Annotated in this window: 10 protein-coding genes and 1 tRNA gene; 9 read left to right on the top strand and 2 right to left on the bottom strand. The window is 68.3% G+C overall.

Annotated elements, in window-relative coordinates; all coding sequences use genetic code 11:
• The first annotated feature begins 263 nt into the window (after positions 1-263).
• The 6 genes from M0G41_RS10610 (at position 264) to argH (ending at position 7777) form a co-directional block, all read left to right on the top strand.
• On the top strand, positions 264-1322 hold the full coding sequence (locus M0G41_RS10610) for an N-acetylornithine carbamoyltransferase (protein ID WP_248209145.1): 1059 nt from the start codon (positions 264-266) through the stop codon (positions 1320-1322).
• A 120-nt stretch (positions 1323-1442) separates the two neighbouring features.
• Entirely contained in the window at positions 1443-2687 is a 1245-nt protein-coding gene (locus M0G41_RS10605) for an argininosuccinate synthase (RefSeq protein ID WP_248209142.1), read from the top strand.
• A gap of 130 nt (positions 2688-2817) precedes the next feature.
• A complete protein-coding gene (locus M0G41_RS10600) occupies positions 2818-3903 on the top strand; it encodes an acetylornithine deacetylase (RefSeq protein ID WP_248209140.1) in 1086 nt (361 codons plus the stop codon).
• Positions 3904-4073: 170 nt separating this feature from the next.
• Entirely contained in the window at positions 4074-5381 is a 1308-nt protein-coding gene (locus M0G41_RS10595) for an acetylglutamate kinase (RefSeq protein ID WP_248209138.1), read from the top strand.
• A gap of 142 nt (positions 5382-5523) precedes the next feature.
• On the top strand, positions 5524-6477 hold the full coding sequence (gene argC, locus M0G41_RS10590) for an N-acetyl-gamma-glutamyl-phosphate reductase (protein ID WP_248209135.1): 954 nt from the start codon (positions 5524-5526) through the stop codon (positions 6475-6477).
• Positions 6470-7777: an argininosuccinate lyase gene (argH, locus tag M0G41_RS10585; protein ID WP_248209134.1), complete on the top strand. Its 1308-nt coding sequence runs from the start codon at positions 6470-6472 to the stop codon at positions 7775-7777. Before argC ends, argH begins: the two co-directional genes overlap by 8 nt.
• Before the next feature lie 71 nt (positions 7778-7848).
• Here argH and M0G41_RS10580 read toward each other — a convergent pair.
• A tRNA-Pro gene (locus M0G41_RS10580) sits at positions 7849-7925 on the bottom strand.
• 53 nt (positions 7926-7978) lie between these two features.
• Positions 7979-9073 (bottom strand): ribonuclease D, encoded by a 1095-nt coding sequence (locus M0G41_RS10575; RefSeq protein ID WP_248209131.1) that lies wholly within the window; start codon positions 9071-9073, stop codon positions 7979-7981.
• 143 nt (positions 9074-9216) lie between these two features.
• Between M0G41_RS10575 and M0G41_RS18830 the strand changes: the two genes are divergently transcribed.
• The 3 genes from M0G41_RS18830 to carB all read left to right on the top strand — a co-directional run bounded on the left by M0G41_RS18830 (position 9217) and on the right by carB (position 15746).
• On the top strand, positions 9217-11097 hold the full coding sequence (locus M0G41_RS18830) for an SUMF1/EgtB/PvdO family nonheme iron enzyme (protein ID WP_248209129.1): 1881 nt from the start codon (positions 9217-9219) through the stop codon (positions 11095-11097).
• Positions 11098-11352: 255 nt separating this feature from the next.
• A complete protein-coding gene (carA, locus tag M0G41_RS10565) occupies positions 11353-12501 on the top strand; it encodes a glutamine-hydrolyzing carbamoyl-phosphate synthase small subunit (RefSeq protein WP_248209120.1) in 1149 nt (382 codons plus the stop codon).
• Between the two features lie 2 nt (positions 12502-12503).
• Positions 12504-15746, top strand: coding sequence for a carbamoyl-phosphate synthase large subunit (gene carB / locus M0G41_RS10560; RefSeq protein ID WP_248209118.1), 3243 nt, complete (start codon positions 12504-12506; stop codon positions 15744-15746).
• Positions 15747-15761 lie beyond the last annotated feature (15 nt).

Here is a 15761-nt window from a genome sequence, read left to right as displayed (position 1 = left end):
CTCGTCTCGGGCAGCGAATCCTACTCCTCGCCGCGGCGCCTGTTGCATCGCAGCAGGCCAGCGTGCACACTCGCGCCCCATGAACGCCCCCGCGCCCGCCGTCATCAGCTCCGCCCGCCTTGCGGCCGGGATGACCTCGCGTGCCCGCCGACGCTGCCTGCCCGATCTCGCTGGGTAACGGCCGCGCTGCTTCGCGTCCTGACAAAGCCCAGCCGATGCTGGGCTTTTTTCGTTTCAAGCCCGGCAAAGAACCGAGAACGCCCATGAAAACCGCGACCAAGCACTTCCTCAATACCCAGGACTGGAGCCGCAGCGAGCTCGACGCGATGTTGCGTGACGCAGCGGCCTTCAAGCGCCTGCGCACGGGCCAGCAGCTCGCCGGTCGTTCAATCGCCCTGCTCTTCTTCAATCCGTCCATGCGCACCCGCACCAGCTTCGAACTGGGCGCGCACCAGCTGGGTGGCAAGGCCATCGTCCTGCAGCCGGGCAAGGATGCCTGGCCGATCGAGTTCGATTTCGGCACGGTGATGGACGGCGAGGCGGAGGAGCACATCGCCGAGGTCGCCCGAGTGCTCAGCCGCTACGTCGACATGATCGGAGTGCGCGCCTTCCCGAAGTTCGTCGACTGGTCGCTTGACCGCCAGGACCGCGTGCTCGAGGGCTTCGCGAAGTACAGCGAGGTGCCGGTGATCAACATGGAGACGATCACCCATCCCTGCCAGGAGATGGCCCATGTCCTGGCCATGCAGGAGCGCCTCGGCACCCAGGACCTGACCGGCAGGAAGTACGTCCTGACCTGGACCTACCACCCCAAGGCGCTGAATACCGCGGTGGCCAACTCGGCCCTGACCATCGCCACCCGCATGGGTATGGACGTGACCCTGCTCTGTCCCACCGAGGACTACCTGCTCGACGAGCGCTACCTGGATTGGGCCAAGCAGAACGTCAAGGAGAACGGCGGCTCGTTCAGCGTCAGCCACGACATCAAGGCGGCCTACAAGGATGCCGACGTCGTCTACGCCAAGAGCTGGGGCGCGCTGCCTTACTTCGGCAACTGGGAGCAAGAGAAACCGATCCGCGAGCAGTACAAGCACTTCATCGTCGACGAGGAGAAGATGGCGCTGACCCGCAGCGGCCTCTTCAGTCATTGCCTGCCCCTTCGCCGAAACGTCAAGGCCACCGACGCGGTGATGGACTCCGATGGCTGCTTTGCCATCGACGAGGCCGAGAACCGCCTCCATGTCCAGAAGGCGATCATGGCCCGACTCGCCCGCGAACTCGACTCCGCCGGCCGCGATGCGGTGACGGGGAACAGGTTCTAGGGGTCGTGATTGGTGATTCGTGATTGGTGATTCGCAAGAGTCAAGATCGCGAATCCGCACGACGAATCGTCCCGGCCTTGATCCAACCAACAGTTTCAACTCGCTAGATACGGAATCCTCATGTCGCCGCAGTCTGCTTCCACGAATCACGAATCACGAATCACCAATCACCAGGACGTAGTCCTGGCCTTCTCCGGCGGCCTCGACACCAGCTTCTGCGTGCCCTACCTGCAGGAGCAGGGCTATCGTGTGCACACCGTGTTCGCCGACACCGGCGGCGTGGATGCCGAGGAGCGCGCCTACATCGAGCAGCGCGCGGCGGAGCTGGGCGTGGCGAGCCACGTCACCGTGGACGGCGGTCCGGCGATCTGGGATGGCTTCGTCAAGCCCTTCATTTGGGCCGGCGAGGGCTACCAGGGGCAGTACCCGCTGCTGGTCTCGGACCGCTACCTGATCGTCGATGCGGCGCTGTCCCGGGCGGCCGACCTCGGCACCCGGGTGATCGCGCACGGCTGCACCGGCATGGGCAATGACCAGGTGCGCTTCGACCTTGCGATCAAGGCGCGCGGCGACTACACCATCCTGGCGCCGATCCGCGAGATCCAGAAGGAGCACACCCAGACCCGCGCCTACGAACAGGCCTATCTGGAGCAGCGCGGCTTTGGCGTGCGCAGCAAGCAGAAGGCTTACACCATCAATGAGAATCTGCTCGGCGTCACCCTGTCCGGTGGCGAAATCGATCGATGGGAGGCGCCGGGCGAGGGCGCCCGCGGCTGGTGCGCGCCGCGTGCCGAGTGGCCGGCCGAACCGCTGAAGCTGAACATCACGTTCCGCGAGGGCGAGGCGGTGGCAGTGAACGGTGAAGAGATGGCCGGCGCCCAGCTGCTGGCCCGCCTCAACCGGGAACTGGCCCGCTACGGCATCGGCCGCGGCATGTATACCGGCGACACCACGATCGGCCTCAAGGGCCGCATCGTCTACGAGGCGCCCGGCCTGATCACCCTGCTCACCGCGCACCGCGCGCTGGAGGAGGCCGTGCTCAGCAAGCAGCAGAACCGCTTCAAGCCGGATGTCGCCCGCAAGTGGGTCGAGCTGGTCTACGAGGGCTTCTTCAATGATCCGCTGAAGGCCGACCTCGAGGCCTTCCTGGCGAGCTCGCAGCGCTGCGTCAACGGCGAGGTCGACCTGCTCACCGCTGGTGGCCACATCGATGCCGTCGCGGTGCGCTCGCCGCACCTGTTGCACGCCAAGGGCGCGACCTATGCGCAGTCCGCCGACTGGGGCGTCGCCGAGGCCGAGGGCTTCATCCGACTGTTCGGCATGAGCTCGACGCTGTGGGCCGAGATCAACCGCAAGGACGCCTGAGCGCAGGCGCGCGAACGCGTCCAAACGGCAACGGATCGACCTCGCGCATCAAGGGCCGGTTCGCCCCGGCCCGTTGGCCGTAGCTCGAAGCCCCAGCACGAACATATCGTTTCCGCCGCATGAGTCCGCCATGATCGAAAGCACCCTCAAGCACCTCGAAGCCCTGGTCGGATTCGACACCCGCAATCCGCCGCGCAGGATCGGCACCGACGGCATGTTCGACTACCTGCGTGCCCAGCTGCCGGGCTTTCGCTGCGAGGTCACCGACTACGGCGCCGGCGCGGTGACCCTGCTGGCGGTGCGTGGCAACCCGAAGCGGCTGTTCAACGTGCATATGGACACCGTGCCGGACTCGCCGCATTGGAGTGCCGACCCGCACGTGCTGCGCGTCGAGGGCGACCGGGCGATCGGCCTTGGCGCCTGCGACATCAAGGGCGCCGCGGCCTGCCTGCTGGCTGCGGCGGCTGAAACCCGGGGCGACGCCGCCTTCCTGTTCAGTACGGATGAGGAGGCCAATGATGCGCGCTGCATCCAGGGCTTCCTCGCCACCGATCACGGCTTCGAGGCGGCCCTGGTCGCCGAGCCGACCCGCTGCGAGGCGGTGCTGGCCCATCGCGGCATCAGCTCGGTGCTGATGCGCCTGGTCGGGCGGGCAGGGCATGCCTCGGGCGAGGACGCGCTGACCGCCAGCGCGCTGCATGCCGCCGTGCGCTGGGGCGATGCCGCGCTCGACCGGGTGGCCTCCCTGCATAACCAGCGGTTCGGTGGGCTGCGCGGCCTGCGATTCAACATCGGCCGCATCGAGGGCGGCATCAAGGCCAACGTCATCGCGCCCAGCGCCGAACTGCGCTTCGGCTTCCGCCCGCTGCCCTCGATGGACATCGACCAGCTGCACGCCGACTTCCGCGGCCTCGCCGAGCCCGCGCGGCTTGCCAGCTACGAGGAAACCTTCCGCGGTCCCTCGCTGCCCGCCGGCGACGTCAACGCTGCGGAGCAGCGCCGTCTGCAGGCCCGCGACCTCGCCGACGAGCTGGGCCTGCCGATCGGCAACGCCGTGGACTTCTGGACCGAGGCCTCGCTGTTCTCCGCCGCCGGCCTCACCGCCCTGGTCTTCGGACCCGGCGACATCGCCCAGGCGCACACTGCCGACGAGTGGGTGGCGATCGCCGATCTCGCGCGGTATGGCGAAGCGGTGAAGAAGGCAATCGGCGGATGAGCGGCGCGCCGCCAGCCGGCCGCCGGGCAAGGCGCTCAAACGTCCCGCCCCGATCGCGGCAGGGCAGCCCGCGCGCTGCCGCCGTCCTCTTGGACACACCCCGCCAATAGCGCCGGCAGACAACGCCGCGCAGCCGTTCCCCGCATCCAGCTCCCAGCTCCCAGCTCCCAATGAACGAACTCCGCTCCACCATCGTCCGTCTGCTCTCCAACATGGCCAGCGCCAAGGAGATCCAGCAGTACCTGAAGCGCTTCTCCCAGGTCGATGCCGCGCGCTTCGCCGTGGTCAAGGTCGGCGGGGCGATCCTGCGTGACGACATCGAGGCTCTGGTCAGCTCGCTGGCCTTTCTCCAGCAGGTCGGCCTGACTCCGATCGTGGTGCACGGCGCCGGGCCGCAGCTCGATGAGGAGATGGCCGCCGCGGGGATCACCAAGCAAACCCGCGATGGCCTGCGGATCACCACGCCCGAGGTGCTGGCGGTGGTCCGCCGCGTCTCCCAGCAGGAGAACCTCAAGCTGGTCGAGGCCCTGCATTCGGCAGGCGTGCGGGCCGTGTCGATGACCTCGAACGTGTTCGAGGCCGACTTCCTCGGGCGGAAGAAGTACGGGCTTGTGGGGAAGGTGACCCGGGTCGAGACCTCGGGCATCGAGGCGGCAATACGCGGTCAGTCGATTCCGGTCATCGCCTCGCTCGGCGAGACCATCGGCGGGCAGATTCTCAACGTCAACGCCGACTGGGCCGCCAACGAGCTGGTCAAGACCCTGCAGCCGTACAAGATCATCTTCCTCACCGGCACCGGCGGACTGCTCGATGGCGAGGGCCGGATCATCGACTCGATCAACCTCAGCACCGAGTACCAGCAGCTGCTCGAGCAGCCCTGGCTGCATTCGGGCATGCGGGTGAAGATCGAGCAGATCCATGACCTGCTGATGCAGCTGCCGCCGTCCTCCTCGGTGTCGATCACCCGGCCCGATGATCTCGCCAAGGAACTGTTCACCCATCGCGGTTCCGGCACCCTGGTGCGCCGCGGCGAGCGCATCCGCTGCGTCAAGGGCTGGGGCAGGCTGGATCGCGAGCGGCTTACCCACCTTATCGAGTCGGGCTTCGGCCGCAAGCTGACCCCGGACTACTTCGAGAAGACACGGCCCTGGCGGGTCTATGTTTCCGAGCACTACCGCGCCGCGCTGATCCTCACCCGCGAGAACGGCATCGCCCACCTCGACAAGTTCGCGGTGATGGACGATGCCCAGGGCGAGGGCCTCGGACGCGCTGCGTGGCAGGTCATGCGCAGCGAGAATCCGCAGCTGTTCTGGCGCTCGCGCCGCGGCAACGGCATCAACGATTTCTATTTCGCCGAGAGCGACGGCTGCATCAAGGGCGAGCGCTGGCACGTGTTCTGGTATGGGCTCGAGAAGTTCGAGGACGTGCGCTACGCGGTCGAGCACTGCCGGGCGCGGCCGGCCACGCTGAAGGGATGAGGCGCACGATGCCTTCGCGCCCCCCCTCCTGTAGGAGCCAGCTGGCTGGCGATTCGTCGTTCGACGAAGCGTGGATCGCCAGCAAGCTGGCTCCTACAGCATCGCCTTGCTCATCACTCATCGTTTCGTTGATGCCATCGCCATGAACGCTCCCCTTCGAATCGGCCTGCTCGGCGCCCGCGGCTTCGTCGGTGCCGAACTGCTCAAGCTCGTTGCCCGGCATCCGTGCCTTGAACTCGGCTTCGTGTCGTCGCGTGAATGGGCCGGCCAACCGCTGTCGGCCCAGCTGCCCGAGGTCGACCTGCGCGGGCGCTTCGAGAATCTCGACCCCAAGGCCGCGGCCGGAGCGGGCGTCGATATCGTGGTCCTCGCCATGCCCAATGGCGCCGCGGCGCCCTTCGTAGCCGAGATCGATGCGAAGGCGCCCGGCACGCTCGTGGTCGACCTGTCGGCCGACTACCGCTTCGACGACGGCTGGTACTACGGCCTGCCCGAGCTGACCCGCGGCCGCTACGCCGGGCAGCGACGGATCAGCAACCCCGGCTGCTATGCGACCGCGATGCAGCTGCTGGTCGGGCCCTGGGTGGGCGAGCTGGACGGGCCGGTGCAGTGTTTCGGGGTCAGCGGCTATTCCGGGGCCGGCACCACGCCGTCCGACAAGAACAATCCGGACACCCTGCGCGACAACCTGATTCCCTACACCCTGGTGAACCACATCCACGAGCGGGAAGTCAGCCGCCAGCTGGGTCATCCGGTCGAGTTCATGCCGCACGTGGCGCCGCACTTCCGCGGGCTGACCATCACCGCCAACCTGCGTCTGCGGGAGGTGGTGGATCTCGATACAGTGCGGGCCCGCTACGCATCGCGCTACGTGGACGAGCCGCTGATCGCCCTCCAGGACGGCGCGCCCTGGGTCAGCCGCATCGCCGGGCGCCACGGGGTGCAGATCGGAGGCTGGACGTTGTCTGCCGATGGCCGCCGGCTCGTCGTCGTGGCCACCCTGGACAACCTGCTCAAGGGCGCGGCGACCCAGGCCGTGCAGAACATCAATCTCGCCGCTGGCTGGGCGGAAACGGAGGGCATCCTCAATGGCTGAGTCGAAACCTGCCGGCGGCCTGCTGTGGCAGAAGGAAGGCGTTGCGGTCGATGCGCGCATCCAGGCTTTCCTGGCCGGCGAGGACGTGGTCCTCGACCGCCAGCTGCTGGCCTACGACATCCGCGCCAGCCGGGCGCACGCCGAGGGGCTCTGCCGTGTCGGGATTCTCACGGCAGACGAGCTCCAGGCGCTGTGCGCCGAGCTCGACCGTCTGTCCGAGGAGGTGGCTGACGGCCGCTTCGTACTGGACGAGCGCTTCGAGGACGGCCATTCGGCGATTGAAGCCCGGCTGATCGAGGTGCTGGGCGACACCGGCCGCAAGATCCACACCGGGCGCTCGCGCAACGATCAGGTGCTGGTGGCCTCGCGGCTCTGGCTGCGCGACCAGCTGGCCACGCTGGGTGCCCAATGCGCCGCGGTGGCCAGCGTGGCCCTGCGCCGGGCCGGGGAAGAGATGCAGCTGCCCCTGCCGGGCTACACCCACCTGCAGCGGGCGATGGTCAGTTCGGCCGGGATGTGGTGGGCGGGCTGGGCCGAGTCGTTCATCGACGATGCCGAGCTGGCTGCGGCCAGCGCCCGCTGGCTGGATGCCAACCCGTTGGGCTCGGCCTCGGGTTTCGGCGTCAATCTGCCGCTGGATCGCGACTTCACCACCGAGCGGCTGGGCTTCTCGCGGCTGCAGGTGAGCGCGACCTATGCCCAGCTGTCGCGCGGCAAGTTCGAGCTACAGGCGCTCTCGGCGCTGTCCCAGGCCCTGCTCGACCTGCGCCGCCTGGCCTGGGACCTCAGCCTGTTCCTCAGTGCCGAGTACGGCTTCTGCCGCCTGCCCAACCAGTACACGACGGGCAGCTCGCTGATGCCGAACAAGCGCAATCCGGATCTGGTCGAGCTGCTCCGGGCCAGCTATGGCGTGGTCGCCGGCGCGCGCGGCGAGATCGAGTCGCTGCTCTCTCTGCCTTCCGGCTATCACCGCGACCTGCAGTTCAGCAAGGCGCCGCTGCTGCGCGCCTTTGGCCATGGGCTGTCCGCGCTGGACCTCCTGCCGGCCCTGCTGGATGCGCTGCAGTGGCAGCCCGAGGCGATGCGCGCGGCGATCGACGAGGGCATGTACGCCACCGACCGCGCCATGCAGCTGGCCCGCGATGGCGTGCCCTTCCGCGAGGCCTACCAGCGCGCCGCAAAACCCGTCGAGGGCGAGTCGCGCAGCCCCGAGGGCAGTCTCGCCGAGCGCAGCTCGCCGGGCGGCGCTGCGTGTCCACTGCTCGACCGCCTGCAGGCCAGGCTGGCAGCGCTCGGCTAAGCGTCGCGGCGAGTCGGGCGGCGGAAACGAAAACGCCCCGCCGGTATCCGGCGGGGCGTCACGCATTTCGATGGTCGGGGAGACAGGATTTGAACCTGCGACTTCTACGTCCCGAACGTAGCGCTCTACCAGGCTGAGCTACACCCCGACGGGAGCCGCGCATGGTAATCCGCTGCCAGGCCCGGTGCAAGAGGGTTGAGGCTATCGGTTCGCCTCGAGCGTTGCCTCGAGGGGCGCGCGCAGCAGCGACTCGCGCCAGTCGCTGACGCCCTCCGGCCAGGCGTTGTTGTCGATCAGCGCCTCGATCAGCCGGCGCGGGAAGAGCAGCGGCGGCGGGAGATCCACTTCTGCGGCGACGTCGGCCACCCGCTTCTGCAGCGCGCCGAACAGGGCGCGGTAGCGACCGTCGGCCTGTGGCGGACGGACGGGCAGGGCAGGCAGATCCGGCTCCGGCGGAGACTGCAGCAGCTCCCACAGTTCGGTGCCCGCGAAGCCCGCCGCCCGACGCGCTTCGGCGAACAGCGCATCGTGCGCGGCGCGATCACCTTCGGCCAGCATGGCCAGTCGTTGGCAGGTCTCGTTGTCCAGCAGCCAGCTCTTTGGCCGATCGCGGCGCCGGGCGGCCTGATCGCGCCACAGCAGGATGCGCTGCAGGCGGCGCGCCGCGCGGTCGGACAGCCGGGCAATCTGTCGACCGTCGAGGCTGCCGTCCGGCTGGGCGTGCTGGGCACGGGCCTTCTCGAGCGCCTGCTCGCAGTCGGCGCGGAACCACTCGGTCTTGCCCTGCGCCTCAAGCTCCGCGGCAAGGGTGTCGGCGAGCTGCTGCAGATGCTCGACGTCGGCCGCGGCATAGTGCAGCTGCGATTCGCTGAGAGGCCGACGCAGCCAGTCGGAGCGGGTCTCACCCTTGTCCACCTCGACGCCGACGACCTGCTGCACCAGGGCGCGGTAGCCAAGCCCCACGCCGCGGCCGACGAAGGCCGCCGCCAGCTGGGTGTCGAACAGCGGTTGCGGCAGCCAGCCGTAGCGGTGCAGGAAGCATTCGAAGTCCTCCCCCGGTGCGTGCATGAGGACCCGCCCGGCGCGCTCGAACAGGGCCTTGAGTGCAGCAGGGTCGTCGAGCGCCAGCGGATCGAGCAGGGCAATCCGGCCGCCAGCCGCCAGCTGGACCAGGCCCAGCTGGGGCCAAAAGGTGCGCTCGCGCACGAATTCACAGTCGACACCCAGGTCTCCGGAAGCTGGCAGGTGGGCGGAGAACTCCGCCAAGTCGTTGGAACTGCTCAGCAATCGGTGCATTCGGTTGGGCCGGGATTCAGGTTGCGCGGGGGTCAACGATAGCCTAACGTGAAGGTCGGAGGAGCCCGATGTCCGCTGCCAGCGGGTCGGGTTCCAGTTCCACGGGTTCCCAGTCACACCGGCGCGAATGCGCAGGAGGAAGTGTGCGCAGCAAGATTTCCAACAGTGTTCTTTCCGCGGCCATCCTGGTCGCGCTGCTCAGCGGATGCGGCGGCGATGCGCCGCCCGAGGAGCAGGCGGCCCAGCCGGCCGGCGAAGCGCCGGCGGAACAGGCAGCGCCGCCCGCTGCGGCAGAGGAGGGCGAGAACCGATCCCGTGAGCTTCGCCGCAGGCTGATGGATTCCACCGCCCAGCAGGAAGAGTGGGTGCCCGAACTGGTGGCAAACCCCGGTGAGAGTGTGGCCGACCTGCTGCGCCGCGCCGGCGAGGCCCGCGCCGCGGGTCGCCTTGAGCAGGGCGAGAACAATGCCCTGTCGCTCTACATGACCGTGCTTGAGCAGGAGCCCAACAATGCCGAGGCCACGGCGGCCATTGACGGCATCGTGGCCGACCTGGTGGCGCGCGGCGAACAGACCTTCACCCAGGGGCGTTTCAACGAGGCCTCGCGGATCGCCCAGGCGGTCTCCAGGGTGCGTCCGGACAACGACGCGGTGAAGGCCTTCAAGGCCAAGGTCGATGCCGGCCGGGAGATCGCCCTGCTGCTGGCCGAGGCGCAGCGCCTGGCTGCCGCGGGTCGCACCGTGGCCCCGCAGGGTGACAACGCCCTGGCCATCTATCGCGACATCCTGCAGAACGATCCCAACAACACCGCCGCCCAGCAGGGCATCGCCAAGCTCGAGAGCGACCTCATTGCCCAGGCCATGACGGCGGCCGAACGCGGCGACTACGAGGCCTCCGACCGTCTGCTCGCCGAGGCTGGCCAGATCCGTCCTGGTTCCCAGGCGGTGCAGAACGCCTCGGCGCGCATCGTCGAAATGCGCGGCAACCGCACCGCGCCCCTGATCGCCCAGGCCAATGAGGCGATCGACGCCAAGGAGTTCGACCGCGCCGCCGAGGTGATCGCCCAGATCGAACAGGTGTCCGCGCAGGCCCAGGGCATCGACGAGCTGCGGCAGAAGCTTGAGAACGCGCGGAGCTACTCGGCGATGCGTCCGGGACAGGTGGTGGTCGACAGTCTCAGCGGTGGCGGTCGGGGGCCTGAGATGGTGGTCCTGCCGATCGGCAGTTTCACCATGGGCTCGCCCAGCGGCGAGGCCGATCGCAAGAGCAACGAAGGCCCGACCCGTACGGTCAACATCGCCAAGGCGATCGCCATGGCGCGGACCGAGATCACGGTCAACCAGTTCCGTGCATTCGTGCGTTCGGCCGGGTACACGCCGACCTCCACCCGCAACAACCGCTCGACGATCTACGACGAGCGCGCCGGTCAGATGGGCGAGCGGGGAGGGGTCACCTGGGAGTCCGATCACGCCGGCAATCCGGCCGACGGCAACATGCCGGTGGTCCACGTTTCCTGGACCGACGCCAAGTCTTACGCCAACTGGCTGGCCTCCCAGAGCGGCCAGACCTATCGACTGCCCTCGGAGGCTGAGTTCGAGTACGCCATGCGTGCAGGTGGCCAGACCCGTTACTGGTGGGGCGAGGAGGAGCCCGACCGCGTGGTCGCCAACCTGACCGGCGAGCGCGATCGCTCGGCCAGCGGCCGCAACTGGGTGAACTCGTTCGACAACTACGGCGACGGCTACTGGGGTGCTGCCCCGGTCGGCAGTTTCGAGACCAACCGCTTCGGCCTGCACGACATGGGAGGAAATGTCTCGGAGTGGGTGGAGGACTGCTGGCATGAGAACTACCAGCGCGCTCCCAGCGACGGCAGCGCCTGGGTCAACGAGGGCTGCAACCGCCGGGTCATCCGCGGCGCCTCCTGGGCCAGCGCTCCGGACCAGGCGCGATCGGCCTTCCGCCTGACGGCGGGCGAGGGCACCACCAACGCGCGCCTTGGCTTCCGGGTCGTCCGCGAGCTCTGATCAGCCACCAAGCTGCAGGTTAAGGGCCCGGCGGGCAACCGCCGGGCCCTTGTCTTTCCGGCGGCGCCGCGCCGCTCCGGCTGAATGCCGACCGGCAGGCGGTGCAGATTCCGTGGACAGGGGGCGGGGGGGCCGCGTATCATTCCGGCTCGCCTGACCCCCTGATCGTCGCGCTCGGTGTCCCCCCGGGAATTTGCCGAGGCGTAGCTGCGAGCGCGCCACGCCGGGGTCGTCCACCTACTGCAGGCGACACTCGTGAATCAACCCGCATTCCTTGCCCTGGCCGACGGCACCGTGTTCGAAGGCCTCTCCTTTGGCGCGCCCGTCCTGCGTGCCGGCGAAGTGGTCTTCAACACCGCGATGACCGGCTACCAGGAGATCCTCAGCGATCCGTCCTATGCCCGTCAGATCGTCACCCTGACCTATCCGCATATCGGCAATACCGGGTGCACGGATGAGGACGACGAACGCGGCCAGGTTTTCGCTGCCGGGCTCGTGGTCCGCGAGCTGCCGACGCCGCCGTCCAACTGGCGCACCCAGGTCGACCTGCCGCGCTGGCTCAGCGAGCGCGGCCTGCCGGCGATCGCGGAGATCGACACCCGCAAGCTGACCCGCATCCTGCGCGACCGCGGCGCCCAGAACGGCGCCCTGATGGCGGGCCCGGACGCGACGGCCGAGAAGGCCATCGAGGCCGCGCGTGGCTTCTCCGGCCTGCTCGGCATGGATCTCGCCCGGGAGGTCACCTGCGGCAAGCCCTTCGAGTGGCGACGCGGCAGCCTCGACCTCGATACCGGCAAGGAGGCCGAATCCAGCGGCGAGTTCCACGTCGTCGCCTACGACTTCGGCTGCAAGCACAACATCCTGCGCATGCTCGCCGACCGCGGCTGCCGGATCACCGTCGTGCCGGCGCAGACCCCCGCCGCCGACGTGTTCGCCATGAACCCGGACGGCGTGTTCATGTCCAATGGACCCGGCGACCCCGAGCCCTGCGGCTACGCGATCGAGGCCATCCGCAGCTTCCTCGCGCAGAAGACCCCGCTGTTCGGCATCTGCCTTGGCCACCAGCTGCTCGGCCTCGCCGCAGGAGCCCGCACCGTCAAGATGAAGTTCGGCCACCACGGGGCCAACCATCCGGTGCAGAACCTGGACAGCGGTCAGGTGATGATCTCCTCGCAGAACCACGGCTTCGCCGTCGACGAGGCCACCCTGCCGGCCAACGTGCGGCCGACCTATCGCTCGCTGTTCGACGGCTCGCTGCAGGGCATCGGCCTGACCGACGCCCCCGCCTACAGCTTCCAGGGCCACCCCGAGGCCTCGCCCGGCCCGCACGACGTGGCCCCGGTTTTCGATCCCTTCATCAATGCGATGCGCGAAGCGCGCAGCGCGACTGCCAAGGCGTCCTGAGCATGCCGCGTCGTAGCGATATCCAATCCATCCTCATCATTGGCGCCGGCCCGATCGTGATCGGCCAGGCCTGCGAGTTCGACTACTCCGGGGCGCAGGCCTGCAAGGCGCTGAAGCAGGAGGGTTACCGGGTCATCCTGGTGAACTCCAACCCGGCGACGATCATGACCGACCCGGACACGGCCGACGCGGTCTACATCGAGCCGATCAACCCGGAGATGGTCGAGAAGATCATCGCCAAGGAGAAGCCCGACGCGCTGCTGCCGACCATGGGCGGGCAGACCGCGCTGAACTGCGCGCTGGATCTCGCCGACCAGGGCATCCTCGAGAAGTACGGTGTCGAGCTGATCGGCGCCTCGCGCGAGGCCATCCGCATGGCCGAGGATCGCGAGCTGTTCCGCGTGGCCATGGCCGAGATCGGCCTCGAGTGCCCCAAAGCAGCGGTGGCGAAAAGCTTCGAGCAGGCCGTCGAGATCCAGGCCCAGGTCGGCTTCCCGACCATCATCCGGCCAAGCTTCACCCTCGGTGGCTCGGGGGGCGGCATCGCCTACAACCGCGAGGAGTTCGAGGAGATCGTCAAGCGCGGCCTTGATTTGTCCCCGGTGCACGAGGTGCTGGTCGAGGAATCCGTGCTCGGCTGGAAGGAGTTCGAGATGGAAGTGGTCCGCGATCGCGCGGACAACTGCATCATCGTCTGCTCGATCGAGAATCTCGATCCGATGGGCGTGCACACTGGCGACAGCATCACGGTGGCCCCGGCGCAGACCCTGACCGACAAGGAATACCAGCGCCTGCGCGATGCCTCGATCGCCGTGCTGCGCAAGATCGGCGTCGATACCGGCGGCTCGAACGTGCAGTTCGGCGTCAATGCCGAGACCGGCCGCGTGGTGGTGATCGAGATGAATCCGCGCGTCTCGCGCAGCTCGGCGCTGGCCTCCAAGGCCACCGGCTTCCCGATCGCCAAGGTGGCCGCCAAACTGGCCGTGGGCTACACGCTGGATGAGCTGCGCAACGAGATCACCGGCGGCGCCACGCCTGCGAGCTTCGAGCCGACCATCGACTACGTGGTCACCAAGATTCCCCGCTTCGCCTTCGAGAAGTTCCCGGCTGCGGACTCGCGCCTGACCACGCAGATGAAGTCGGTGGGCGAGGTGATGGCCATGGGCCGCTCGTTCTCCGAGTCGGTACAGAAGGCGCTGCGCGGCCTCGAGACCGGCAAGGTCGGCTTCGATCCCACCGGGATCGACCTGTCCAGCGAGGAAGGCCTGACCGAGCTGCGCCGCCAGCTGCGCGAGCCGGGACCGGAGCGACTGTTCTATGTCGCCGACGCCTTCCGCGCCGGCCTCTCGGTCGAGGACGTGTTCGGGCTGTCCTTCATCGATCCGTGGTTCCTGCGCCAGATCGCCGACCTGATCGCGATGGAGCGTGATGTTCAGGAGGCCGGCCTCGCCGGGCTGGACGCGGCGCGTTTGCGCCGCCTCAAGCGCCGCGGGTTCTCCGATGCCCGCCTGGCCCAGCTGGTCGGCACCGACGAGGCCGCGGTACGCGCCCTGCGTCGCGCCTTCAACGTGCGCCCGGTGTACAAGCGCGTCGACTCCTGCGCCGCCGAGTTCGCGACCAGCACGGCCTACATGTACTCGACCTACGAGGACGAGTGCGAGTCGCAGCCGACCGACCGGCGCAAGATCATGGTGCTCGGCGGCGGTCCGAACCGCATCGGCCAGGGCATCGAGTTCGACTACTGCTGCGTCCACGCGGCGCTCGCCCTGCGCGAGGACGGCTACGAGACCATCATGGTCAACTGCAACCCGGAGACCGTCTCCACCGACTACGACACGTCGGACCGGCTCTACTTCGAGCCGCTGACGCTGGAGGACGTGCTGGAGATCGTCGACCTGGAGAAGCCCGAGGGCGTGATCGTGCAGTACGGCGGGCAGACTCCGCTGAAGCTGGCTCGCGCGCTCGAGGCGGCCGGTGCGCCGATCATCGGTACCTCGCCCGACTCGATCGACCTCGCCGAGGACCGCGAGCGCTTCCAGAAGATGATCGACAAGCTCGGCTTGCGCCAGCCGCCGAACCGCACGGCGCGCAGCGCTGACGAGGCTCTGGCCCTGGCCCGCGAGATCGGCTATCCGCTGGTGGTGCGACCGAGCTACGTGCTCGGCGGGCGGGCCATGGAGGTGGTCTATTCCGACGCCGACCTGTCGCGCTACATCCGCGACGCGGTGAAGGTCTCCAACGACTCTCCGGTGCTGCTCGACCGCTTCCTCGATCATGCGGTGGAAGTCGATGTGGACATCGTCGCCGACGCCGAGGGCAACGTGCTGATCGGCGGCATCATGCAGCACATCGAGGAGGCCGGCGTGCACTCGGGTGACTCGTCCTGTGCGCTGCCGCCTTATTCGCTCGGTGCCGCGACCCAGGACCGCCTGCGTGAGCAGGTGCGGCAGATGGCCCGCGAACTCAAGGTCATCGGTCTCATGAACACCCAGTTCGCGCTGCAGGGCGAGGAGATCTTCGTTCTCGAGGTCAATCCGCGCGCGTCGCGCACCGTGCCCTTCGTATCCAAGGCGACCGGCGTCGCGCTGGCCAAGGTCGCCGCCCGCTGCATGGTCGGCCAGACGCTGCCCGTGCAGGGCGTGACCCGCGAGGTGATCCCCGACTACCACTCGGTGAAGGAGGCGATCTTTCCCTTCGCCAAGTTCCAGGGTGTCGATCCGATCCTCGGCCCGGAGATGCGCTCCACGGGCGAGGTGATGGGCGTCGGCCGCAGCTTCGGCGCGGCGTTCGCTCGCGCCCAGGAGGCGGCCAGCATTCGGATTCCGCCCAAGGGCAAGGCTTTCGTCTCGGTCCGCGACCCTGACAAGCAGCGCCTGCTGGACGTCGCCCGTGACCTTGTCGATGCCGGCTATACCCTGGTCGCGACTTCGGGTACCGCGGCCTTCCTGCGCGAGCACGGCTTCGACTGCGAGCAGGTCAACAAGGTGATCGAGGGCCGGCCGCACGTGGTCGACCTGATCAAGAACGGCGAGATCAGCTATATCGTCAACACGACCGAGGGCAAGCAGGCCATCGCCGACTCCTACTCGATCCGTCGCGAGGCCCTGCAGCACCGGGTCACCTACTCGACGACGATCTCGGGTGCCCGCGCCCTGCTGCATTCGCTGACCTGGCGCGGCGCTGGCGAGGTCTATTCGCTGCAGGAACTGCACAGTCAGCTGGCGACAGGCGGCAAGGCGGGCTGAGCGCCCGGTCTGACG

The sequence above is a fragment of the Pseudomarimonas salicorniae genome (genome assembly GCF_023156535.1).
GTDB classification, from domain to species: domain Bacteria; phylum Pseudomonadota; class Gammaproteobacteria; order Xanthomonadales; family Xanthomonadaceae; genus Pseudomarimonas; species Pseudomarimonas salicorniae.
The sequence above is the reverse complement of the archived record's forward strand: the minus strand, read 5'-3'. Positions and strand labels throughout refer to the sequence as shown.

What these genes read in the sequence shown, in the direction of transcription:
- M0G41_RS10610 (WP_248209145.1), top strand. Translation starts at nt 264, where the DNA reads ATGAAAACCGCGACCAAGCACTTCCTCAATACCCAGGACTGGAGCCGC.
- M0G41_RS10605 (WP_248209142.1), top strand. Translation starts at nt 1,443, where the DNA reads ATGTCGCCGCAGTCTGCTTCCACGAATCACGAATCACGAATCACCAAT.
- M0G41_RS10600 (WP_248209140.1), top strand. Translation starts at nt 2,818, where the DNA reads ATGATCGAAAGCACCCTCAAGCACCTCGAAGCCCTGGTCGGATTCGAC.
- M0G41_RS10595 (WP_248209138.1), top strand. Translation starts at nt 4,074, where the DNA reads ATGAACGAACTCCGCTCCACCATCGTCCGTCTGCTCTCCAACATGGCC.
- argC (WP_248209135.1), top strand. Translation starts at nt 5,524, where the DNA reads ATGAACGCTCCCCTTCGAATCGGCCTGCTCGGCGCCCGCGGCTTCGTC.
- argH (WP_248209134.1), top strand. Translation starts at nt 6,470, where the DNA reads ATGGCTGAGTCGAAACCTGCCGGCGGCCTGCTGTGGCAGAAGGAAGGC.
- M0G41_RS10575 (WP_248209131.1), bottom strand. Translation starts at nt 9,073, where the DNA reads ATGCACCGATTGCTGAGCAGTTCCAACGACTTGGCGGAGTTCTCCGCC.
- carB (WP_248209118.1), top strand. Translation starts at nt 12,504, where the DNA reads ATGCCGCGTCGTAGCGATATCCAATCCATCCTCATCATTGGCGCCGGC.